The organism is Aeromonas sp. s3 (genome assembly GCF_040907805.1).
GTDB classification, from domain to species: Bacteria; Pseudomonadota; Gammaproteobacteria; order Enterobacterales; family Aeromonadaceae; genus Aeromonas; species Aeromonas dhakensis.
On sequence record NZ_JBFOCQ010000027.1, the window covers coordinates 41938 to 60826 of the forward strand.

Here is an 18889-nt window from a genome sequence, read left to right on the forward strand (position 1 = left end):
GAAGCTAGAAGATCTGCCTGGCCAGCAGAAAGACCAGGGCATAACGCAATAATTTGCCGAGCCCGATGAGAATGAGAGAGCGCCAGAAGGAGAGGCGCAGCCAGCCGGCCAGCAGACAGAGACCATCGCCGACCACAGGCGTCCAGGCCAGCAGCAGACACCAGTGGCCATGTTGTTTGAGCCAGCCGAGGGCTTTTTGTTCCCCACGGCCTTGAAAATCTTCCGGTTTTTTCTTGAAGGTGGCGAGCCAGCCGAGCCACCAGGTGGTCATGGAGCCGAGGGTATTGCCCAGCGTCGCCCACAGCAGCAGGCTGGCCATGCTCCACTCCCCCTTGGTCGCCATGGCCCCCAGCAGCACTTCCGAGCTGCCGGGCAGCAGGGTGGCGGAGGTGAAGGCGCTCAGAAACAGCCAGCCAAGCCCCAGCTCGGTGATGCCATTCATCCGGCCAGCTCATCCGCGGCGGGCATGCGCAGCAGCAGCTTGCCGCGCACGTGGCCCTGCTCGATGGCCTGATGGGCCAGGGCCCCTTCCGCCAGCGGGAATTCGCCGGAGACGGTGATCTGCACCTCCCCCTGACGCAGCAGGATCAGCATCTGGCTCAACTGCTGGCGGTCAGGATGTACCAGCATGCCAAGCACCTCGATGGCGCTGCCGGCCGCGGCATCCTTGATCTGCTGGGCGGTGATGGTGGGTACCGTCACCAGCCGGCCGCCCGGCTTGACGCAGGCCAGCGCCGCCTGGCCACTCTCGCCCCCCACCAGATCCAGCACCAGATCGACCGGACCGTCGGCCACCACCTGGGCGGCCCAGTCCGCATCGTGGTAATCCACCATCTTGCTGGCCCCCAGCGCGTGCAGGAAGCTGTGGTTGTCACCGCTCGCCATCGCCACCACCTCGGCGCCATAGGCGCTGGCAAACTGCACCGCCAGATGGCCGACGCCGCCGGCACCGGCCAGGATCAGCACCCGTTGCCCCGCCTTGAGGGCGCCGTGCTCGAACAACCCCTGCCAGGCGGTGAGGCCGGCCAGCGGCAGCGCCGCCCCCTGTCTGAGGCCAATATCCTCCAGCCTGACCAGCTCCTCCTCGCGGGCCACCACGGACTCGCCGTAGCCGCCGGCGGTGAGGGGAAAGCCCACCATGCCGCATACCCTGTCCCCCTCGGCCAGCGAACTGACACCAGGGCCGACCTTCTCGACCACGCCGGCCACGTCATAGCCCGGCGTCCAGGGCAGCTTCTCCTTGTTTTGCGCCGCCGCCCAGCCGAGGCCGGCCCGAGTCTTGGCATCGATGGGGTTGACCCCCGCAAAGCAGATGCGCACCCGCACTTCGCCCTCGGCAGGTACCTTGTCCTGGGAAGGGTTGAGCCTGAGTACCGAGGGGGCGCCGAATGCGGTAATCTGTAGCTGCGTCATTGCACAATCCATCCTGTTGATTGATCAAGGGTCAACAGAATAACAGCGAGGACACCATGGCTCGAATGTTTCTTATTCCTCTGTTGCTGGCCCTGGGGTGGTGGGCGTTTCTGCTCTACTTCCGCATCCCGCTCAAGCAGGGGGCCAAGGGGTTTTACTGGATCATCGGCATCGGTGGCGGACTGGCCGCCTTCCTCAGCCTGATGATGGTGCTGACCCACTAGCACAGCGCCCACGCGCAATAAAAAGGCCACCCCGAGGTGGCCTGATGATCAACTTCCTTGCGAACTGAGATGGTAGTGGCGGTTGCTGCCCTGTCCCAGCACGCCCTGGGCCAGCAGATGCTGGAACACCCGATCCACCTCCTCCAGCGACAGCGACAGCGCCTGGGCGACGCTACGCTTGCTGCACTTGAGCTCGCCGCTCTCCAGCGCGCTGCGCACCTGCTCCACCACCTCAGGCTCGGGCTCCGGCCGGCCGGGCAACTGCTGTGCCATGGCAGCGGCCTCCGCCTGCTGCAGCACGATCTGTTCCCGCTCGCGGTCCCGCTGCCACAGCCAGCTGCGGCGAAAGCGGTTCTCCTCGCCGATCAGACTGACGAAGAAGGCGCCGAACACGTCGAGCAGCACCGAGAGGAAGCAGACCAGCAGAAACTGCACCTGGCTGATGCTCATGCCCACCCCGTCCGCCAGGCTGCTCATCAGCCCCAGCATGGAGGATTGTTCGTTGACGGGCTTGGCGTCGCGCTCCTGGCGCAGCTCGTCCTGGCGCAGCCTGAGCTTGGTGTTGGCCTGCTGCAGGCCGCTGACGCCGCTGGAGATGCGCGCCATCTCGATATACTTGCGGGCCGCCTCCTCGTTGAGCTGGATCTGCCGCTCTATGCTGGCGATCTGCTCGTCGAAGCGGGCGATCTCCCGCTCATGGCGCGCCTGCTGGTTGAGGATGGTGTTGGTGGCGCTGTTGATGCCGCCTATGCTGCCGCCGATGGAGATGGCGGCCAGCACGCTGTAGAACAGCAGCGACCAGAAGGCCCCGCCCAGATCGCGACGCGCCTTGCACTCGCCGTATTCATACCAGACGTAGAACTTGCCCAGTTCGAAGATGATGGCCAGGCCACCGAACAGCCACTTCATCAGGGGATTCTCGTCGATGGAGAGAAACAGCAGCAGAGAGAAGACGATGGAGGCCAGAATGGCCAAGCCGGTAAAACTGTACACCGTGGTCAGTGCGAACCACCCCTTGGGGTAGCGCAGCACGGCAGAAGCCTGTGTGGTCATGAGAAAGCGGGCGCGATATGCAGGAAAAGTTGGCTGCCGATTATAGTCAGCAGACTCCTCGAGAGAAGGACAATCACCATAATTGCACCAGATCCTTGGTCAGTTGCCCAGAGTGCGACCAAAACGGACAAATCGACCGCAAAAAGTCGATACACTCACTGCCGACTCTCGTAGCATGGGAGATTGAGCCTGATTCTGCCCGGATTCAGCAAGACTGGCATACACTGACCCGCAACAACCAACCACCGAGGCCACAATGAACCGAACGACTAGCTTGTTACTGCCCCTGCTTCTGGTTGCCGGCGCCGCGCTGGCAGCACCGCAGTATGAGGAGGAAGGTGGTACGGCATTTTCCGTCGATGCACTAACCTTCAACCTGGACTGGGATGACAAGCAATTTGGCTGGTCATCGACCAACTGCTTCGAGCCGGGAGTGAACGATGGCACCCAGACGCCATGCCGGGAAAGCAGGGTCAGCTTCGACGATGAAGAGCACCGCAATGATCCCCCCGGCAGCAACCAGATGCCCGCCACCCAGGGCACCGGCCAGTAACCAAGGAGAACTTTCGTCATGACTCATTCAACCATGTTCAACAAAGGCGCCCTGCTGCTCTCCCTGTTGCTGGCCAACGGGGTTGCCTTTGCCGCCCCGCCCCACTCCAAGGATGGCGATGGCATCCGGCTTTCCACCGACAACATCAAGCTGAACGTCGACTGGGATGACAAGGAGTACGACTGGTGGCAAAACAACTGCCTGGATCTCGGCATCGGTGACAGCCGCATCAAGCTCAACTGCGACAAGATCGACGGCAAGTACCGGGATCACTACAACCGCAGCATCCATAGCGGCAACAACCCGGGGCAGGGACATGACAAGTTCAAAGAGAAGGACAAGGGCCACGGCAACAAGAAGCACTGATCTGACTGCCGGCGTGCATGAACAAGGGGCCCATGGCCCCTTGTTCGCTTTTCCTACCAGTAATTCTCCGCACTGATGTTGCCGGGGGCCCGCCGCAGGTTCTTGGCCAACCCCAATGACAACAGGGTCTGCTGGGTCTCCTTCACCATGGCCGGGTTGCCGCAGATCAGCACCTGGCTCAGCGCGGGAGCAAATTCCAGCCCCACTCGCGCCTGCAGGCGACCATCGGCGATGGCCGCCGGGATCCGCCCCTCCATCGCCTCGGGCCAGCTTTCACGGCTGACGAAGGGGACGTAGCGAAAACGCTCGCCATGACGCTCGGCAAAGCTCGCTATCAGATCCCGATAGCTCAGCTCCTCCCCCTTGCGGACCCCGTGTACCAGCACCAGATTCTCGAAACGGGCAAAGGCTTCCCCGTCCGCCAGCATGGAGAGGAAGGGGCCGATGGCGGTCCCGGTGGAGAGCAGCCAGAGATCGCGCCCGGCCGGCACCTCGTCCAGGGTGAGAAAACCGGTCGCCAGGGATTGCACCAGCAGGCTGTCGCCCGCCCGCAGGGAACCCAGGGTCGGAGTCAGCTCCCCATCGGGGATCTCGACGAAATAGAACTCGTGGTAGGGAGTCGAAGGCGGATTGACGAAGGAGTAGGCCCGCTGGACGCGGCGTTCGCCCTGCTCGAGGGCCAGTTTGGTGAATTGCCCCGCCTTGTAGGGGGCCAGCTCGGCCGCCACACGCAGGGAGAACAGGGTGGGTGTCCACTCGATGCGTTCAAGGACGCGACCTTCGACCCAGGCCATAGGGATCTCCTCCAGAGGAACAGGTCTTTACTCTACCCCCGGGCCTGAAAATAAAAAACCCGCGCAAGTGCGCGGGTTTTTTCTGCAAAAGCGAATCGCAATTACAGGGCAACAACCTGGATCTGTACGGTTGCTTTAACATCAGCGTGCAGCTGAACAGCAACTTCGTAGTCACCGGTGTTACGCAGAACGTTGCCCATGCGGACTTCGCTCTTGGCAACGGCTACGCCGGCAGCAGTGATGGCTTCAGCCACGTCACGGGTACCGATGGAACCGAACAGCTTGCCTTCGTCGCCAGACTTGGAAGCGATAACCACGGTAGCCAGTTCGGCCAGCTTGGCAGCACGCTCTTCAGCAGCAGCTTTGTTGGCAGCCAGTTTGGCTTCCAGCTCAGCGCGACGAGCACCGAAAGCTTCGATGTTGGCCTTGGTGGCCATAACAGCTTTGCCTTGCGGGATCAGGAAGTTACGGGCGTAACCAGCTTTCACGGAAACTTGGTCACCCAGACCGCCCAGTTTGGCGATTTTGTCGAGCAGGATAACTTGCATTACCTTTCCTCTATAAATTTCGTTGAGTTAGGCTTAAGTGCCGGACCGATTCTTACTTGTTGTGCAGATCGGTGTACGGCAGCAGAGCCAGGTAACGAGCACGCTTGATGGCGCGTGCCAGCTGACGCTGATACTTGGCGCGGGTACCGGTGATACGGCTCGGTACGATCTTGCCAGATTCAGTGATGTAGTTTTTCAGAGTAACGATATCTTTGTAGTCGATCTCGGTAACGTTCTCGGCGGTGAAGCGGCAGAACTTACGACGACGGAAATAACGTGCCATGGCCTTTATCCTCTAGTCAGTGATCCAGAATTACTCTTCGGAAGCAGCTTCAGTAGCTTCTTCGCGGCGCTCGTCGTCACGACGGGTGAAGCGCTCTTCCTTGGCCTTGGCCATCGGAGAAACTTCAGTCACGGCGTGCTTGGTGCGCATGATCATGTTGCGGATAACGGCATCGTTGAAGCGGAAGTTGGTTTCCAGCTCATCGATAACGGCTTGCTCTGCTTCTACGTTCATCAGAACGTAGTGGGCTTTGTGCAGTTTGTCGATCGGGTAAGCCAGCTGACGACGGCCCCAATCTTCCAGGCGATGAATGGTACCACCGGAGGTGGTGATGGCGCCGGTGTAACGCTCGATCATGCCAGGTACTTGCTCGCTCTGGTCCGGATGAACCATGAAGACGATTTCGTAATGACGCATTTTAGCTCCTTACGGATTAATTCAGCCTCCGCCCAGGTGCAGCCAGACCTCGGAGGCAAGGAACATAATGGTGTTTAGACGCTGCTTTTCTAGGGCGGCGTATTGTACGAAATCCCATCCCTCACTGCAACCAGCCACCGCCGATGTTTTTATCTATGGAAACAATACAAAACATCAATTGATAATAATTATCATTTAGATCTATTCTATCTCCATGCACTTATGGAGGCTGATACCATGCAACCCGCGCTGACCACGGCCATCCCGGCCCGCAAATTCAAACTGACCCTGCTCGGGCCGGCCTTTATCGCCGCCATCGGCTACATAGATCCGGGCAACTTCGCCACCAACATTCAGGCCGGCTCCACCTTTGGCTACCAGCTGCTATGGGTCGTGGTGTGGGCCAACTTGATGGCCATGCTGGTGCAGACTCTCTCGGCCAAGCTCGGCATCGTCACCGGCAAGAACCTGGCGGAACACATTCGCGACCGACTGCCCAAGCCGGCGGTCTGGGCCTACTGGGTGCAGGCGGAGATCATCGCCATGGCCACCGATCTGGCCGAATTCATCGGGGCCGCGGTCGGCTTCAAGCTGCTGCTCGGGGTCACCCTGCTGGAAGGGGCCGGCATCACCGCCGTGGTCACCTGGGGGATCCTGATGCTGCAGTCCCGCGGCCAGAAACCGCTGGAGTTCGTGGTGGGCGGCCTGCTGCTGTTCGTGGCGGCGGCCTACATCGTCGAGCTGGTGTTCTCTCGCCCCCACCTGCCGAGCCTGCTGGAAGGGGCCCTCTTCCCCGGCCTGCCCAACAGCGACGCCGTCTATCTGGCGGCCGGGGTGCTCGGTGCCACCGTGATGCCGCACGTTATCTACCTGCATTCGGCACTGACCCAGCACACCCAGGATCAGGGCTCGGTCCCCCAGCGGCTGCACACCACCCGGGTCGACGTGGCCATCGCCATGACCATCGCCGGCTTCGTCAACCTGGCCATGATGGCCATGGCCGCGGCCGCCTTCCACAGCTCCGGCAACCAGCAGGTGGCCGAACTGGAGTCCGCCTACCAGACCCTGACCCCGCTGCTGGGCCAGGCAGCTGCCACCCTGTTCGGCCTCTCGCTGGTTGCCTCCGGTATCAGCTCCACCGTGGTGGGCACGCTGGCCGGGCAAGTGGTGATGCAGGGCTTCGTGCGCTTCACCATCCCGCTCTGGCTGCGCCGTGCCATCACCATGGCCCCCGCCTTCGTGGTGATCGCCATGGGGCTCAACACCACCGAGATTCTGGTGTTGAGCCAGGTGGTGCTGAGCTTCGGCATCGCGCTGGCGCTCATCCCGCTGCTGATGCTGACCGGCGATCGCGCCCTGATGGGGCAATATCGCAACCACCCGGTGACTCAGGCGCTCGGCCGCCTCATCGTCGCCCTGGTGATCGGGCTCAACGCCTACCTGCTGGTCGCCATGATCTAGCACTCATCATCCTGCCTCCGGACCGGCTCATTAACCGAGGTTAATGAGCCGGTCTGCGCTTTGACGTATGCTGGCGGCTCTCTTCCTCTTCGATCTGCGGGAGCCATCCATGTCACATACCCGAGCCAGCTTCGTACTGGGCCACCATCAGGAGCAGGCCAGCGTCATCTGCTGCCAGAGCGGCGACACCAGCCTGCTGGTCACCGACCTCACCCCCTTTCATCCCCAGAGCCACCTCTGGCCCGATCAGCCGGGTGACGTGGGCACAGTGCGCTGGGAGGGTGGCGAAGCGGCCGTCGGCCCCTGCCGCATGGGGGCCATCAGTCCGGATGGGGAGCTGTTCGTCGACCAGGCGATCCCGGTCAAGCGGGGCGCGGAAGGGTGGCGTTTCGTGGTGGTGCACCCGCTGGCTGGCCACTGTGCGCTACCGGTGGGCAGTCAGGTGACGCTGCAAGTGGATGCCGAGGCCCGTCACGCCCTGAGCCTGGGCCACAGCGGCTGCCACCTGGCGGCACTGGCGCTCAACCGGGCGCTGATGCCTTACTGGCGCAAGGAGGTGAGCGAGCGGGACGCGCTGGAGCAGCCGGATTTCGATCGTCTCGCCATCCAGACCTCGCGGGTCGAGCCCAATGGCTCGCGCGAGCAGTACCGGATCGGCAAGAGCCTGCGCAAGAAGGGGGTCAACAGTGAGGCCCTGCTGGCGGATCTGGCGCAGATTGAAGCGCATATCAATCGCCAGCTGGCCGACTGGCTGGCAACCGGAGGCGAGATCCGCCGCAGCCGGGCCGGCGAGTCGATCATCGACTCCCGTTACTGGCACTGCCCGCTGGAAGGGCGGGAAGTGACCATTCCCTGCGGCGGCACCCATGTGGCCACGCTGGCCGAGCTGGGACGGATCGAGACCAGCCTCACCGCCGATGCAGAAGGGTTTGTCATGATGACCCGGGTCTACCCCTGAGGGCGTCCGAACTCGGCGACCAGCGCGTCGATCAGGGCGCGCACCCGGCGCGGCTGATGCCGCCCGGAAGGGTAGACGATCTGCAGCCGTGATGCCGGGGCTGCGAACTCGGGCAGGATCTCCACCAGGCGGCCACGGCTCAGATCCTCCCCCACATCCCAGCGGGACTTGAGGCAGATCCCCTCCCCCTGCAGACACCACTGGCGCACCAGATAACCGTTGTTACTGATGCGCCGCCCCTGCACCATCACCCGCTTCACCACGCCCTCGACCTGAAAAGACCACCAGCGCTCCGGATGTTCTCCGAAACGCATCAGCAGGCAGTCATGATCGGCAAGCTCTTCCGGATGGCGGGGCTCCCCCTTGCGCGCCAAGTAGGCGGGTGAGGCACAGACGATCCGGCGGTTCTCCCCCAGCGAGAGGGTGCGCAGTGTGCTGTCGGCCAGCTCTCCGTAGCGCAGGGCCAGATCGATCCCCTGCCCCACCAGATCCAGATAGCCGTCGGTCAGGTTGAGATCCAGCGTGATCCCTGGGTGTTGCGCCATGAAGCGATCGAGCAGCGGCACCAGCCGGCTGATCCCCAGATCATGAGGGGCGCTGATGCGCAGCAACCCGTTCATTTCATCCCCACCATCGCGCAGACGGCGCTTGAGCCCCTCGGCCTGGGCCAGCAGATGGCGCCCCTCCTCCAGCAACAGGCGCCCCTCTTCGGTAAGGCTGATGGAGCGAGTGGTTCTGCTGAGCAGGGTCGTGCCGTAGTAGCGCTCCAGGGAGGCCAGCCGCTCCGAGACGGTTGCCGGGGAGAAGCCCAGCTCACGCCCCGCGGCGGCCAGCCCCCCTTTTTCCACTATGACCAGGAACAGATTGAGGTTCTCGAGCATGATTGTATTGATAATCCGAATTATGTTTTAGATTTTGCGGCAATTATCAAAATACACCGTCACATCTATCTTCTCCAGCAGACACAGGCGCGGATCCCCCGCCGTCTCAGAGAGGAACATTGCCATGGCATTTCATCAACACACCCTGTCCCTTGTCATCGGTGGCCACACAGGTATCGGCCGCGCCGTCGCCGATGCCCTGCGCCAGCGCCCCGGTCAGGTCATCGTCGCCAGCCGCAAGAGCGGCCTGGATATCACGGACCAGACCTCGATCGATAACCTCTTGACCGATCTGGGCCAGCTGGATCACCTGGTCATCACCGCCGGTTCCCAGGCGCCTGGTGGGTCGCTGCTCGAGCTGGATCTCTCGGCGGCCAAGGCGGCCTTCGACACCAAGTTCTGGGGCACTCTGGCGGTCATTCGTAGCCTGGCCCCGTATATGGCTCCCGGCGGCACCATCACCCTCACCACAGGGTTCCTGGCCCGCAAAACGGTGCCCGGCACCCTGGTCAAGACCACCATGAATGCCGCGCTCGAGGCCGCCGCCAGGCTGCTCGCCCGTGAGCTGGCCCCCATCAGGGTCAATGTGGTCAGCCCGGGGCTGACCGATACCGAGGCCTACGCCGCCATGGCGCCCGAGGCGCGAGAGGCCATGCTGGGCCGGGCAGCCGCCAGCCTGCCGGCCGGTCGGTACGGCCGCGCCGAAGATCTTGCCGCCGGCTATCTGCTGGCCATCGACAACCCCTTCATGACCGGCGCCACCATAGATATCGATGGCGGCGCCCTGATCAACTGAGGAGATGAGCATGAAAGAGCCCAACACGCTCCCGGCCCGGATCTGGATCCTGACCCTGAGTGCCTTTGCCATCGGCACCGCGGAGTTCCTGATCGCCGGCATCCTGCCCCAGGTGGCTGAATCGCTGGGGGTCACCACGGGCCAGGCGGGCAACCTCATCACCGCCTATGCCCTGGCCATCGTCTTTGGCGGCCCGCTGCTCACCCTCTGGCTGGCCCGCTTCGAGAAACGTCGCGTCCTGCTGGCACTGATGGTGCTGTTTGTGGTCGCCAACCTGATCGCGACCTTCAGCACCGACTACGTCACCCTGATCGTGAGCCGCATCCTGGCCGGCCTGACCCAGGGCCCCTTCTATGGCATAGGTGCCGTGGTCGCCACCCGCATGGTGAGCGACAAGATGGCGGGCCGCGCCGTCGGCCAGATGTTTGCGGGCCTGACCCTGGCCAACGTGCTGGGCGTGCCGGCGGGTGCCTGGATAGGCAACGCCTTCGACTGGCATACCACCTTCCTGGTGGTCGCCGGGCTGGGTCTGCTCTCCATGCTGGCCATCGCCCTCGTCATCGAGCGCCAACCCAGGGAGAGCGCCACCTCCATCAGCCAGCAGCTCGCCGCCTTCCGCAGTTGGAACCTGCTGGCCAGCCTGCTCTTTACCGTACTGGGCTGGGCCGGCTTCATGACCCTCTATGGCTACATAGCGCCGCTGGCAGAAGAGGTGGCTGGCTTCGAACGTTCCGCCATCACAGGCGTGCTGGTGGTCGTCGGGCTGGGCCTGGTGCTGGGCAACAACATCGGCGGGCACAGCGCCGACCGCAATCTGCGGCGCTCCCTGCTGGTGTGGCCACTGCTGACCATTCTGGCCCTGCTGCTGGTCGGCGTGCTGGAGCACTACCCATGGCCTTTCCTGATCGCCACCTTCCTGTTTGGTGTGGCCACCTTCGCCAATCTGCCCGCCATGCAGATGCGGGTGATGAAATATGGCCGGCAGGCCCCGGAGCTGGCGGCCACCGCCAACATCTCGGCATTCAACATCGCCAACGCCTTGGGCGGAGTGATCGGTGGTGCCGTCGTCGACAGTCAGCTGGGACCGGCTGCCCTCCCCTTCTTCGCGGCGCTGGTACCGGCCCTGGGGCTGCTGTTCATCCTGACCCAGGAGCGAAGAGGGCGGCCAAGGGCCCTGGCCTGCTAGGCGACGACCCCTTCACCCGCATTCCGAGCCGACAGGAGGCCATATGACCATACATGCCATCGACCACGTCACGCTTCGCACGGATCAGCTGGAGCAGACCATAGCGTTTTATCGCGATGCCATTGGCCTGCAGGAAGGAGGGCGGCCCCCCTTTCCTTTTCCGGGTTGCTGGCTCTACGCAGGAGGGCGCCCCCTGCTGCACATCGTCGCCAACAACACCCAGGGCGAGGGACTGACCGACTATCTGGGGAGACGGGAGACGGAGCAAGGCAGCGGCTGCATCGATCACATCTCGCTGAGTGCCTCGGATCCTGTAGAGACGCAGGCTCGCCTGCTGCGACTGGAGGTGCCCTTCGTCAGCCGGGTCATCCCGGAGCGCAACGAGCTGCAGCTCTTTCTGAGGGATAACAACGGGGTGCCGGTCGAGTTGCTCTTCACCCAGACGGACATCGACCAGCACGACAACCCGCCGACCGGGGGAGATAGGGATGAGTAACAGACGACATTTCATCAAAAGCGCGATTGCCATGGGCACCCTGGCAGTGGCGGGGCGGGCCTTGGCCAGTCCTCGCTCTCCCTCAGGCCTGGGCGCGGGCCCCCAGCTCAGGCTCGGCATCACGGATCTCTCATTCCACCGCATGACCGGGGCCCTGGTGACCGCCGTTCTGGAGCAGCGGGGCTACCGGGTCACCCGCAGCCACGCCCCCCATGAAGCCAATTTTGAACGGCTCGCCAGCGGCGAGATCGATCTGCTGGCCTCCGCCTGGCTGCCTGCCAGCCACGGCATCTACAAAGCCGAGATCGAGAAGCGGGTGGCCGTGCGTGAGCTGGGGCTGCACTACCAGCCCTATGCCCTGTGGGGCGTCCCTGAGTATGTTCCCGTCGATCAGGTGGCCGAGGTCGCCGACCTGCTGCGCCCCGAGGTGAGACGGCGCATGACCCCGCAGCTCCAGGGGATCGGGCCGGGGGCTGGCATCAGCCGCTTCTCGCGGGAGATCATGCAGGCGTACGGGCTCGAGCAGGCGGGTTACCGCTTCCTGAACGGGACACAGGAGCAGTGTCTGGCCGCCTTTGAGCAGGCCGTGGCCGAGCAACGCTGGGCCATAGTGCCCCTGTGGCGCCCCCAGTTCCTGCATGCCATCCATCCCATCCGTGAGTTGAAAGAACCCGGGGGGCTGCTGGGCGGGGTCGACAGGGCCGTGCAGCTGATACGGGAGGATCGCCTGGACAGACTGGACGACGCCACCCTCACAGCGCTGGACAAGCTGCGCTTTGGCAACGAGCTGATAGAGCGCCTCGACTATCGGGTCAGCCGGCTCGGCGAGCCCCTCGACCGGGTCGCCCGGGAAGCCATTGCCGCCTTGCAGCAACCAGCCTGATGTCGCCGCCGCCGGCATCCAGGTCGGGGGCGGCCGTCAGCACCGAGGGGCACGCCTCTAGCCGAGGCGGATCAGCAGGATCCCGCCCAGGATAATCAGGGCGGCCAGCAGCCTGACCCGCCCCAGCGTCTCCCCCAGCCAGCCCCAGGAGAGCAGTACCGCAAACAGCACGCTGCTCTCGCGCAGGGCCGCCACCAGGCCGATGGGCGCCCTGGTCATGGCCCAGATGACGATACCGTAGGCCAACAGCGACAGGGCGCCACCGATGGCGCCGCTGCGCCACGCCGCAGGCCCCAGCTCGCGCCAGGCGGTGCGGCTCTGCCAGCGCATCAGCAGCGGCATCATCAGCGCGGTGAGGGTGAACAGCCAGAGGGTGTAACGCACCGGCTCGCCGGCCGAGCGAGCCCCCGCCCCATCGGACAGGGTATAGGAGGCAGTAAACAGCGCCGTGACAAGCACCGCCTGCAGCGCGGCCGGTGCCAGCCGCAGGCCGCCGCGCCACGCCATCAGCAGCACGCCGCTCACCAGCACTACGGCTCCCGTCACCGCCACCATTCCCGGTACTTCACCCAGCAGCAGGGCACCGAACAGCAGGGTCACCAGCGGGGCACTGCCCCGGGCCAGCGGATAGATCTGGCCGAACTCACCCAGCCGGTAGGCCCGACCGAGAAACAGGCAGTAGCCGCAGTGCAGCAGGGTGGAGAGTGCCAGCCAGGGATATTCGGCAGCCACCGGCCAGCCCACCAAGGGGAGAAAGGGGGCGGCAAACAGACCGGAGCAGAGGGAGACCAGCAGGACGCTGACGCGCCCCTCGGCCTGGTGCTTGGCCAGCGCATTCCAGAGCGCATGCAGCAGGGCTGCCAGCAGGATGGCGGCAAAGATGGTTGGGGTCACGACAGGGTTCCGATAGCAACAGGCCGCCTAGCATACCCGGTTTGCCCGGCCATGACAGAGAGCGGCCTCATAAGATGCCTGTTTTTCTCATCCGGCAGCCTGCTGCCGGCCTGGCCTCAGCGCAACCGGCGCTGCCAGTGAATGGCCAGCAGGATGAAGCTCACCCCGACCCAGAGGTTCCACGCCGGGATCTCGCCAAACAGCCAGACCCCCAGCAACACCACGAACATCAGGCCCGAGTACTCGGTCGCCGCGATGCGGTTGGCCTCCACCTGACGATAGGAATAGAAGCAGCTGGCGTGATAGAGCAGCTGCATGACGCCGCTGCCGCCGATCAGCACCAGCAGCCGCCAGTCCACCGGCTGCCACTGACCCACCGCCAGACCCGCGGTCAGCGGCATGGCCAGCAGGTTGGCCCAGAACAGGGTCGCCACCACCGAGATCCCGGCCGGCAACTTGCGTCCCGTGATGTTGAACAGCGCCAGGGTGAAGGCGGTCACCAGGGCGCCCAGCCCGGCCAGATGGAAATCCCCCGGCCGCAGCACGAACACCACCCCGAGCAGCCCCATGCCGCTCAGCAGCCAGACTCTGGGGTGGATCTTCTCCTTGAGCAGCCAGGCCGCCAGCGGCAGCGTCAGCAGCGGGGAGACATAGAAGATGGCGTTGGCCGTGGCCAGCGGCAGCTGGGTCAGAGCCAGCATCATGCCACCGCCGCCGAGCAGGCAGAGGTGGCCGCGCAGCAGGTGCCACTTCCAGGCACCCATCCCCCAGTCCGAGCGCGGCACCCGCAGCATGAAGGGCAGCAGCACCAGCAGGGTCAGCAGCTGGCGCAGGAACATGTATTGGAAGGGGCTGAAACCGGGGCCGATCAGCTTGACCAGCACGTCGGAGAAGGCCTGGGCCAGATTGCCCAGCACCAGGGTGATGATGGCGAAGGTTTGCAGGTCCAGTGCGAACCGCTTGCGCAACAACTCCATCAGCGACAACCGCTCGTGTGACGAACGCAAATAAAATGGCTCAACGGCTCAATCGCTGAATCTTGTTCTGTATTAATGGGGTAAAAGACCATTTTTAAAACCTATCCATCAACTGTTGCCGATTAATCACTCAGAGGGTACCCACTAACATGGCGCCAGGCACCCGTTTTCTTTACTACCTCAAGACATAATAATTTCATTGTTATGCCTAAAAGGCATTAAGAGGAGCTCATGCCGATATGGGGAATGTCATCTTCCAGATAGGGTTCACCCACGGCGGTGAAGCCGTGACGACCGTAGAAACCTTGCAGGTGTGCCTGGGCCCCGAGATAGATGCTGACCCCGGGCCACAGCCGCGCACACTCCTGCAACGCCTGCTGCATCAGCCGATGACCCAGACCATCGCCTCTCGCCTCGGGGGCAGTCACCACCCGACCGATCACCACCTGCTGCGCCTTGGCCACGCCGGGCGCCATCAGCCTGGCGTAGGCCACCAGAGCCCCATCCTGCCAGCCGAGCAGGTGCAGCACGTCGGGGCGCTTGTCAACGCCGTCCAGATCGAGAAAGACGCAGGTCTGCTCCACCACGAAGACCCGGGATCTCAGGGTGAGCAGTTCATAGAGTTCGTTGACGTCGAGTTGTTCGAAAGATTTGAGAGACCAGTTCATGGGGGTTCCTTGCTCATGATGAGAAGGGCAGCATAGCCAGCCGCACGCAGGCCGGCATTAACCTTTGTTAAGATCCTTCAGCCGTTTGCGAATGCGGCTCAGGCTGATGGGGGTGATGCCGAGATAGGCGGCGATCTGGTGATCGGGCACCCTGGCCTCCAGCGCGGGAAAACTGCGCAGAAAGTGCTGATAGCGGGCCTGCGGGCTCTCGGTCAGCAGCAGCAGCTCCTTCTCCTCCTTGATGCGCAGCTGCACCGCCAGCAGATGCTGATACCAGGCGGGCCAGCAGGAGAGCGTGCGCAGATCGGCCAGATTGAACAGCAAGAGCCGACAGGGCTCCAGCGCCTCCACGCTGTAGCGGGCCGGCTCGCCACTGAGCAAGTGGTGGAAGTCGAGGAACTCATCCCCCTCCCAGTAGAACTCCTTGATGTACTCGCGGCCGTCTGCCAGCACCACCTTGGCCCGCAGCAGCCCCTGCTCCACCATCACCAGCAGATCGGGTCGATCGCCGGCATGCCAGAGGCAGGCACGGGGGCTCAGGGTCAGCGGCCGGGCAAAAGAGAGGAGGCGCGTGGCCTCCTGCTCATCCGTGACCCGATCCCGGCAAAATGGGGGTCTGTCCATTCAGCTCGCCTCAGGCACGACGCTGGCGCACGGCTTCGAACAGACAGACGCCAGTCGCCACCGAGACGTTGAGGCTGGATACCGCCCCCGCCATCGGGATGCTCACCAGCTCGTCGCAGTGCTCGCGGGTGAGGCGACGCATACCCTTGCCCTCTGCGCCCATCACCAGCGCCATGGGGCCGGTCAGCTTGGCCTGATAGAGGTCGTGATCCGCCTCACCGGCGGTGCCGACCAGCCAGACGCCACGCTCCTGCAGCTCGCGCAGGCTGCGAGCCAGGTTGGTGACCTGAATGAGCGGCACCACTTCGGCGGCGCCACAGGCGACCTTGCGCACGATAGGGGTCAGCCCGGTGGCCTTGTCGCGCGGCACGATCACCGCATGCACCCCGGCCGCATCGGCGCTGCGCAGGCAGGCACCCAGGTTGTGCGGATCGGTCACCCCGTCCAGCACCAGTAGGAAGGGCTGAGTCTGTTGCTCGGCCAGCTTGTCCAGCAGGCTGGCCAGATCGTGCTCGGCCAACTTGGGCGCCTCCTTCAGCCGGGCCATGATGCCCTGGTGATTGTTGCCCTCCGCCTTGTCGTCGAGCGTCTTGCGGTTCACGCTCTGCACCTTGAGGCCGAGCGCATCCAGCTCCGCCAGCAGGGGCTGCAGCCGCTCATCGTCGCGGCCCTTGAGGGCCCACACTTCGATGAAACGCTCCGGCTCGCGCTCAAGAAGGGCGGCCACGGCGTGGATGCCGTAAATCAGTTCACTGCTCATGTTCAAGATCCGTGGTGTCGGGTCGCACCCAGTGCGCCCCAAAGAAAAATGGCCCTACCGGCAGCCTGACCACCATGATGCTGGCGTCGTCACCGGTCGCTAAATGATGGCGCATCATACCAGAGACTCCGGTCCCTAGGGAGTTCAGCCAAACGCCTTCGCCTGTGCCAAGCATCCCAATCCCTGTGGGATTGCTACTATGCGGGGGTTCGCCCGCCCTATGGGCTGCGGCGAGTGACTTCTTGCTGGCCCAAGAAGTCACCAAGAAGGCCTTCCCCCGCCAATCCGACCGCAGCGCGGTTTCCCTCGGGTCAAGCACAAGGTAGGACGGACCGCCGCAGATGGGGCATCCATGCCCAACTGCGGCTGCGCCATCATCCCTGATGGCGATCCTGACCTTGCGCCCTCCCCTCGGCGGATCACAGGGGGAGCCAATACCCTGCCCCTCTGATGCACTTGCTGATACCTGAAACTCACCGTATTGGCGCACTACGCACAAAGCCCCCTCATGCCAATTAATTTGTTGATCCTGCTCAGGAAATCATTACTCCCCTCTTTCCTCCCCGGCGGCACTCGCTACCATAGCCGTTTGGCAACCGTCTCGTCGGAGTCACCCATGAACCAGGCCAGCGAAACCACGCAGGTAAACAGCAGCAGACTGGAGGCTGAAATTCAGGGGCTGTTGCCTTGCCTGATGGAATGGATAAGCGAGTGGCGCGATCACTGAACATGATGACGGCCTTATATTCATTTCTGAGCGGTTCATGCCGCTGTGGCTTGGCCGCGCCGTCCATGAGCAACCCATGCACTGTTTTTTTACACAGTCGTAATGATGGCGCAAAAAAGGAAGTCAAGCGAATACGCTAGGCACTAGAAGCAAGAGGGTAATGTGATGATTTAATGATAATTTTTACTTGGCGGCGATAAAGATGTTACGGAGTTATATGGAATGCTCTGCTAACGGATTAGTACCGCCTTCCATCTAATCACTGTTAGAGCTATCAGGAGCATCAATGAAAGCCATCATCAGCAAGTGTGAAAGAGAAGATTTCAACTACCTATCGGAGGTTCTTGATAGCTACCTTTCTTTCACCGATGACAAAAGAAGAAAGGAATTGCTCGCCGTGAGCGACAGCCACGTTCAATCGCGAGCACAACTAATTGAATTGATGGATAAGCAAATCAAATACTACGGATCATCTGATATTGCTTATCTAAAAAGAGCTATTTTTGGAGATGATGGTGGTGTAGATGCGAAGGAAATCGTGGAAGATGTTTGCTCAAAGTTAAAAGTAAGTATTAAGCTTGGCGGATCAACTGAGTCTAGGTTAGAGCGTATGGTTAATGCCGTCGTTGAGAAAGAGCTACTTAGTAAAACTCCAGAAGAACTTGCCGCTGCCTTCAAAAGCATGGGGGTTGGTGACGTTGATAGAGACCTCATCCTTGAGCACCTTAAGAACAATGGCAAAGTGGCTGTACTCCCGATTCTTGTACAAGTTCTCGGTCCAAAAATTACTTTGGGAATCATTGAGACAATCATTGTTAGCCTGATCGCTCAGATCATCGGGCGTGAGGCTGCCAAACAACTTGTCAAGGAACTAATGAAGAGAAACCCTTGGATCAATGCTCTTGGCCCTGTTCTCTGGGCTCTATCAGGTGCATGGCTTGCGTTTGACTTGCAAGGACCTGCATACAGAAAAACTGTCCCAATCTGCCTGTATCTCGGCATTGTTGCTTTACGTGACGGGGAAGAAGATTCCAAGGGATAGCTCTAACAATTCATTCAAGCGTTAGGTATATTAGGAGAAAGCAATGAGTTTTTGGGAAAGTATTCTGGCCAGTATCGCGAAGAAGTTTGATTCGATATTAAATCGTCCGTTTGAGAACAAATTTACCTGGTCTCTATTCGCGCTCGGCAGCATGCTAGTTACTGGATCTTCTTTATATGGCTTTGTAACGAAGGGCAAAGCCGAGCTAAAAAGCCAAGACTACAATTTTGTCCTTGAGTTTGTATCTGGACCAGAAATAATCCCTACATTAATAGGGACCATTCTTGTAGGCTTCTCTATTGCTATTTTTTGGAAAACAAAGATTTCTAGCAAGCCCGAAAATGATAAGTCTGATTTCGACAAGATCGTCGAGTCGGGAATTGAGAAACATCCAGACTATATTATTGAGAAAGCATTCAAAAAAGAATTTAAATACCTAACTAAGGTTTCAACTATCAAGTTTATTCTTACGATGAATGACTCTTACAGTAAATTTCTTGATTACAAGAAAGCTCTCTCTCATTTGATCATTGAAAATGGACGGTTTTTATTTAAACACCCCAAAAGGCTTAACCTTATTAGTGGCTTAGCCGTAACAATATATTTTCTCTTTGCATTCATAACTTTAGGTTCAATTCAGCTAGTGATATTAGCTATTAAAGCTGAAAACTTGCTTGGAGTATCTGTTTTTTCTATTTTGGTCTTCTCTATGGCGGCCATCACAGTTACAAGTTTAAATACTTACGGTGAAACGGCAGCTGCTAGACGGCTAGTGCAAAATGCCTAACAAAGCGTTGCTACGGACAATTTGCTCGCTAGTGCTCCCCAATTTCCGCAGAACACGGCGTTAAGGGAGCACATGAAAAAGTTTCTGAAAAATGGGAC

Annotated in this window: 24 protein-coding genes; 11 read left to right on the forward strand and 13 right to left on the reverse strand. The window is 61.3% G+C overall.

Annotation, left to right across the window (positions count from 1 at the left end; translation table 11 throughout):
* Window positions 1-4 precede the first annotated feature (4 nt).
* Window positions 5-442, reverse strand: coding sequence for a YqaA family protein (locus tag AB5Y98_RS13110; protein WP_017785611.1), 438 nt, complete (start codon window positions 440-442; stop codon window positions 5-7).
* Window positions 439-1413, reverse strand: a complete 975-nt coding sequence (locus tag AB5Y98_RS13115) for an NADP-dependent oxidoreductase (RefSeq protein WP_026141414.1) — start codon at window positions 1411-1413, stop codon at window positions 439-441. Before AB5Y98_RS13115 ends, AB5Y98_RS13110 begins: the two co-directional genes overlap by 4 nt.
* 56 nt (window positions 1414-1469) lie before the next feature.
* Between AB5Y98_RS13115 and AB5Y98_RS13120 the strand changes: the two genes are divergently transcribed.
* On the forward strand, window positions 1470-1637 hold the full coding sequence (locus AB5Y98_RS13120) for a hypothetical protein (RefSeq protein WP_005308905.1): 168 nt from the start codon (window positions 1470-1472) through the stop codon (window positions 1635-1637).
* 48 nt (window positions 1638-1685) lie between these two features.
* On the opposite strand, the gene AB5Y98_RS13125 is transcribed toward AB5Y98_RS13120, so the two are convergent.
* On the reverse strand, window positions 1686-2690 hold the full coding sequence (locus tag AB5Y98_RS13125; protein WP_026141415.1) for a hypothetical protein: 1005 nt from the start codon (window positions 2688-2690) through the stop codon (window positions 1686-1688).
* Between the two features lie 274 nt (window positions 2691-2964).
* On the opposite strand from AB5Y98_RS13125, the gene AB5Y98_RS13130 reads away from it, so the two are divergent.
* Window positions 2965-3243, forward strand: coding sequence for a hypothetical protein (locus AB5Y98_RS13130; protein WP_017780241.1), 279 nt, complete (start codon window positions 2965-2967; stop codon window positions 3241-3243).
* 18 nt (window positions 3244-3261) lie between these two features.
* A complete protein-coding gene (locus tag AB5Y98_RS13135; protein WP_043169215.1) occupies window positions 3262-3609 on the forward strand; it encodes a hypothetical protein in 348 nt (115 codons plus the stop codon).
* Between the two features lie 53 nt (window positions 3610-3662).
* Here AB5Y98_RS13135 and AB5Y98_RS13140 read toward each other — a convergent pair whose 3' ends face one another.
* From AB5Y98_RS13140 to rpsF, 4 genes are all read right to left on the reverse strand, one after another.
* Window positions 3663-4403: a ferredoxin--NADP reductase gene (locus tag AB5Y98_RS13140; protein ID WP_043169216.1), complete on the reverse strand. Its 741-nt coding sequence runs from the start codon at window positions 4401-4403 to the stop codon at window positions 3663-3665.
* Between the two features lie 101 nt (window positions 4404-4504).
* Window positions 4505-4951: a 50S ribosomal protein L9 gene (rplI, locus tag AB5Y98_RS13145; RefSeq protein ID WP_005308892.1), complete on the reverse strand. Its 447-nt coding sequence runs from the start codon at window positions 4949-4951 to the stop codon at window positions 4505-4507.
* 52 nt (window positions 4952-5003) lie between these two features.
* Window positions 5004-5234, reverse strand: coding sequence for a 30S ribosomal protein S18 (gene rpsR / locus AB5Y98_RS13150; RefSeq protein ID WP_005308890.1), 231 nt, complete (start codon window positions 5232-5234; stop codon window positions 5004-5006).
* A 30-nt stretch (window positions 5235-5264) separates the two neighbouring features.
* Complete coding sequence (gene rpsF / locus AB5Y98_RS13155) at window positions 5265-5651, reverse strand: 30S ribosomal protein S6 (protein ID WP_005308887.1); 387 nt, start codon at window positions 5649-5651, stop codon at window positions 5265-5267.
* 237 nt (window positions 5652-5888) lie between these two features.
* Here rpsF and AB5Y98_RS13160 point away from each other — a divergent pair, with 237 nt between their 5' ends.
* Window positions 5889-7112, forward strand: coding sequence for an Nramp family divalent metal transporter (locus tag AB5Y98_RS13160; RefSeq protein WP_026141721.1), 1224 nt, complete (start codon window positions 5889-5891; stop codon window positions 7110-7112).
* Window positions 7113-7179: 67 nt separating this feature from the next.
* On the forward strand, window positions 7180-8070 hold the full coding sequence (locus AB5Y98_RS13165) for a hypothetical protein (protein WP_279484862.1): 891 nt from the start codon (window positions 7180-7182) through the stop codon (window positions 8068-8070).
* Here AB5Y98_RS13165 and AB5Y98_RS13170 read toward each other — a convergent pair.
* On the reverse strand, window positions 8061-8951 hold the full coding sequence (locus tag AB5Y98_RS13170) for a LysR family transcriptional regulator (protein ID WP_042008753.1): 891 nt from the start codon (window positions 8949-8951) through the stop codon (window positions 8061-8063). The genes AB5Y98_RS13165 and AB5Y98_RS13170 overlap by 10 nt on opposite strands.
* A 124-nt stretch (window positions 8952-9075) precedes the next feature.
* On the opposite strand from AB5Y98_RS13170, the gene AB5Y98_RS13175 reads away from it, so the two are divergent.
* Genes AB5Y98_RS13175 through AB5Y98_RS13190 form a run of 4 tightly spaced genes read left to right on the forward strand, consistent with a single transcriptional unit; the run spans window position 9076 to window position 12312 of the window.
* Window positions 9076-9747, forward strand: coding sequence for an SDR family oxidoreductase (locus tag AB5Y98_RS13175; protein WP_368232048.1), 672 nt, complete (start codon window positions 9076-9078; stop codon window positions 9745-9747).
* 10 nt (window positions 9748-9757) lie between these two features.
* Complete coding sequence (locus AB5Y98_RS13180; RefSeq protein ID WP_368232049.1) at window positions 9758-10933, forward strand: MFS transporter; 1176 nt, start codon at window positions 9758-9760, stop codon at window positions 10931-10933.
* Window positions 10934-10976: 43 nt separating this feature from the next.
* Window positions 10977-11429 carry a VOC family protein gene (locus tag AB5Y98_RS13185; protein ID WP_368232050.1) on the forward strand — a complete coding sequence of 151 codons (453 nt, stop codon included), beginning with the start codon at window positions 10977-10979 and terminating at the stop codon, window positions 11427-11429.
* Between the two features lie 31 nt (window positions 11430-11460).
* Window positions 11461-12312 (forward strand): glycine betaine ABC transporter substrate-binding protein, encoded by an 852-nt coding sequence (locus AB5Y98_RS13190; protein WP_368232189.1) that lies wholly within the window; start codon window positions 11461-11463, stop codon window positions 12310-12312.
* A 57-nt stretch (window positions 12313-12369) separates the two neighbouring features.
* Here the strand turns inward: AB5Y98_RS13190 and AB5Y98_RS13195 are convergent, their stop codons facing one another.
* The 5 genes from AB5Y98_RS13195 to rlmB all read right to left on the reverse strand — a co-directional run bounded on the left by AB5Y98_RS13195 (window position 12370) and on the right by rlmB (window position 16235).
* Window positions 12370-13206: an EamA family transporter gene (locus AB5Y98_RS13195; protein ID WP_368232052.1), complete on the reverse strand. Its 837-nt coding sequence runs from the start codon at window positions 13204-13206 to the stop codon at window positions 12370-12372.
* 116 nt (window positions 13207-13322) lie between these two features.
* The gene (locus tag AB5Y98_RS13200; RefSeq protein ID WP_368232190.1) at window positions 13323-14183 is read right to left on the reverse strand and encodes a DMT family transporter; all 861 of its coding nucleotides are present in this window, start codon (window positions 14181-14183) and stop codon (window positions 13323-13325) included.
* 218 nt (window positions 14184-14401) lie between these two features.
* Window positions 14402-14851, reverse strand: a complete 450-nt coding sequence (locus tag AB5Y98_RS13205; RefSeq protein WP_011704664.1) for a GNAT family N-acetyltransferase — start codon at window positions 14849-14851, stop codon at window positions 14402-14404.
* Between the two features lie 57 nt (window positions 14852-14908).
* Complete coding sequence (locus tag AB5Y98_RS13210; RefSeq protein WP_211028011.1) at window positions 14909-15475, reverse strand: Crp/Fnr family transcriptional regulator; 567 nt, start codon at window positions 15473-15475, stop codon at window positions 14909-14911.
* A 10-nt stretch (window positions 15476-15485) separates the two neighbouring features.
* Entirely contained in the window at window positions 15486-16235 is a 750-nt protein-coding gene (rlmB, locus tag AB5Y98_RS13215; protein ID WP_017780253.1) for a 23S rRNA (guanosine(2251)-2'-O)-methyltransferase RlmB, read from the reverse strand.
* 1013 nt (window positions 16236-17248) lie between these two features.
* Here rlmB and AB5Y98_RS13220 point away from each other — a divergent pair.
* Complete coding sequence (locus AB5Y98_RS13220) at window positions 17249-18004, forward strand: hypothetical protein (RefSeq protein ID WP_268037985.1); 756 nt, start codon at window positions 17249-17251, stop codon at window positions 18002-18004.
* A gap of 43 nt (window positions 18005-18047) precedes the next feature.
* Window positions 18048-18791 carry a hypothetical protein gene (locus tag AB5Y98_RS13225; RefSeq protein WP_368232053.1) on the forward strand — a complete coding sequence of 248 codons (744 nt, stop codon included), beginning with the start codon at window positions 18048-18050 and terminating at the stop codon, window positions 18789-18791.
* Window positions 18792-18889: the final 98 nt, after the last annotated feature.

What these genes read in the sequence shown, in the direction of transcription:
- AB5Y98_RS13110 (WP_017785611.1), bottom strand. Translation starts at nt 442, where the DNA reads ATGAATGGCATCACCGAGCTGGGGCTTGGCTGGCTGTTTCTGAGCGCC.
- AB5Y98_RS13115 (WP_026141414.1), bottom strand. Translation starts at nt 1,413, where the DNA reads ATGACGCAGCTACAGATTACCGCATTCGGCGCCCCCTCGGTACTCAGG.
- AB5Y98_RS13120 (WP_005308905.1), top strand. Translation starts at nt 1,470, where the DNA reads ATGGCTCGAATGTTTCTTATTCCTCTGTTGCTGGCCCTGGGGTGGTGG.
- AB5Y98_RS13125 (WP_026141415.1), bottom strand. Translation starts at nt 2,690, where the DNA reads ATGACCACACAGGCTTCTGCCGTGCTGCGCTACCCCAAGGGGTGGTTC.
- AB5Y98_RS13135 (WP_043169215.1), top strand. Translation starts at nt 3,262, where the DNA reads ATGACTCATTCAACCATGTTCAACAAAGGCGCCCTGCTGCTCTCCCTG.
- AB5Y98_RS13140 (WP_043169216.1), bottom strand. Translation starts at nt 4,403, where the DNA reads ATGGCCTGGGTCGAAGGTCGCGTCCTTGAACGCATCGAGTGGACACCC.
- rplI (WP_005308892.1), bottom strand. Translation starts at nt 4,951, where the DNA reads ATGCAAGTTATCCTGCTCGACAAAATCGCCAAACTGGGCGGTCTGGGT.
- rpsR (WP_005308890.1), bottom strand. Translation starts at nt 5,234, where the DNA reads ATGGCACGTTATTTCCGTCGTCGTAAGTTCTGCCGCTTCACCGCCGAG.
- rpsF (WP_005308887.1), bottom strand. Translation starts at nt 5,651, where the DNA reads ATGCGTCATTACGAAATCGTCTTCATGGTTCATCCGGACCAGAGCGAG.
- AB5Y98_RS13160 (WP_026141721.1), top strand. Translation starts at nt 5,889, where the DNA reads ATGCAACCCGCGCTGACCACGGCCATCCCGGCCCGCAAATTCAAACTG.
- AB5Y98_RS13165 (WP_279484862.1), top strand. Translation starts at nt 7,180, where the DNA reads ATGCTGGCGGCTCTCTTCCTCTTCGATCTGCGGGAGCCATCCATGTCA.
- AB5Y98_RS13170 (WP_042008753.1), bottom strand. Translation starts at nt 8,951, where the DNA reads ATGCTCGAGAACCTCAATCTGTTCCTGGTCATAGTGGAAAAAGGGGGG.
- AB5Y98_RS13175 (WP_368232048.1), top strand. Translation starts at nt 9,076, where the DNA reads ATGGCATTTCATCAACACACCCTGTCCCTTGTCATCGGTGGCCACACA.
- AB5Y98_RS13180 (WP_368232049.1), top strand. Translation starts at nt 9,758, where the DNA reads ATGAAAGAGCCCAACACGCTCCCGGCCCGGATCTGGATCCTGACCCTG.
- AB5Y98_RS13185 (WP_368232050.1), top strand. Translation starts at nt 10,977, where the DNA reads ATGACCATACATGCCATCGACCACGTCACGCTTCGCACGGATCAGCTG.
- AB5Y98_RS13190 (WP_368232189.1), top strand. Translation starts at nt 11,461, where the DNA reads ATGGGCACCCTGGCAGTGGCGGGGCGGGCCTTGGCCAGTCCTCGCTCT.
- AB5Y98_RS13200 (WP_368232190.1), bottom strand. Translation starts at nt 14,183, where the DNA reads ATGGAGTTGTTGCGCAAGCGGTTCGCACTGGACCTGCAAACCTTCGCC.
- AB5Y98_RS13205 (WP_011704664.1), bottom strand. Translation starts at nt 14,851, where the DNA reads ATGAACTGGTCTCTCAAATCTTTCGAACAACTCGACGTCAACGAACTC.
- AB5Y98_RS13210 (WP_211028011.1), bottom strand. Translation starts at nt 15,475, where the DNA reads ATGGACAGACCCCCATTTTGCCGGGATCGGGTCACGGATGAGCAGGAG.
- rlmB (WP_017780253.1), bottom strand. Translation starts at nt 16,235, where the DNA reads ATGAGCAGTGAACTGATTTACGGCATCCACGCCGTGGCCGCCCTTCTT.
- AB5Y98_RS13220 (WP_268037985.1), top strand. Translation starts at nt 17,249, where the DNA reads ATGAAAGCCATCATCAGCAAGTGTGAAAGAGAAGATTTCAACTACCTA.
- AB5Y98_RS13225 (WP_368232053.1), top strand. Translation starts at nt 18,048, where the DNA reads ATGAGTTTTTGGGAAAGTATTCTGGCCAGTATCGCGAAGAAGTTTGAT.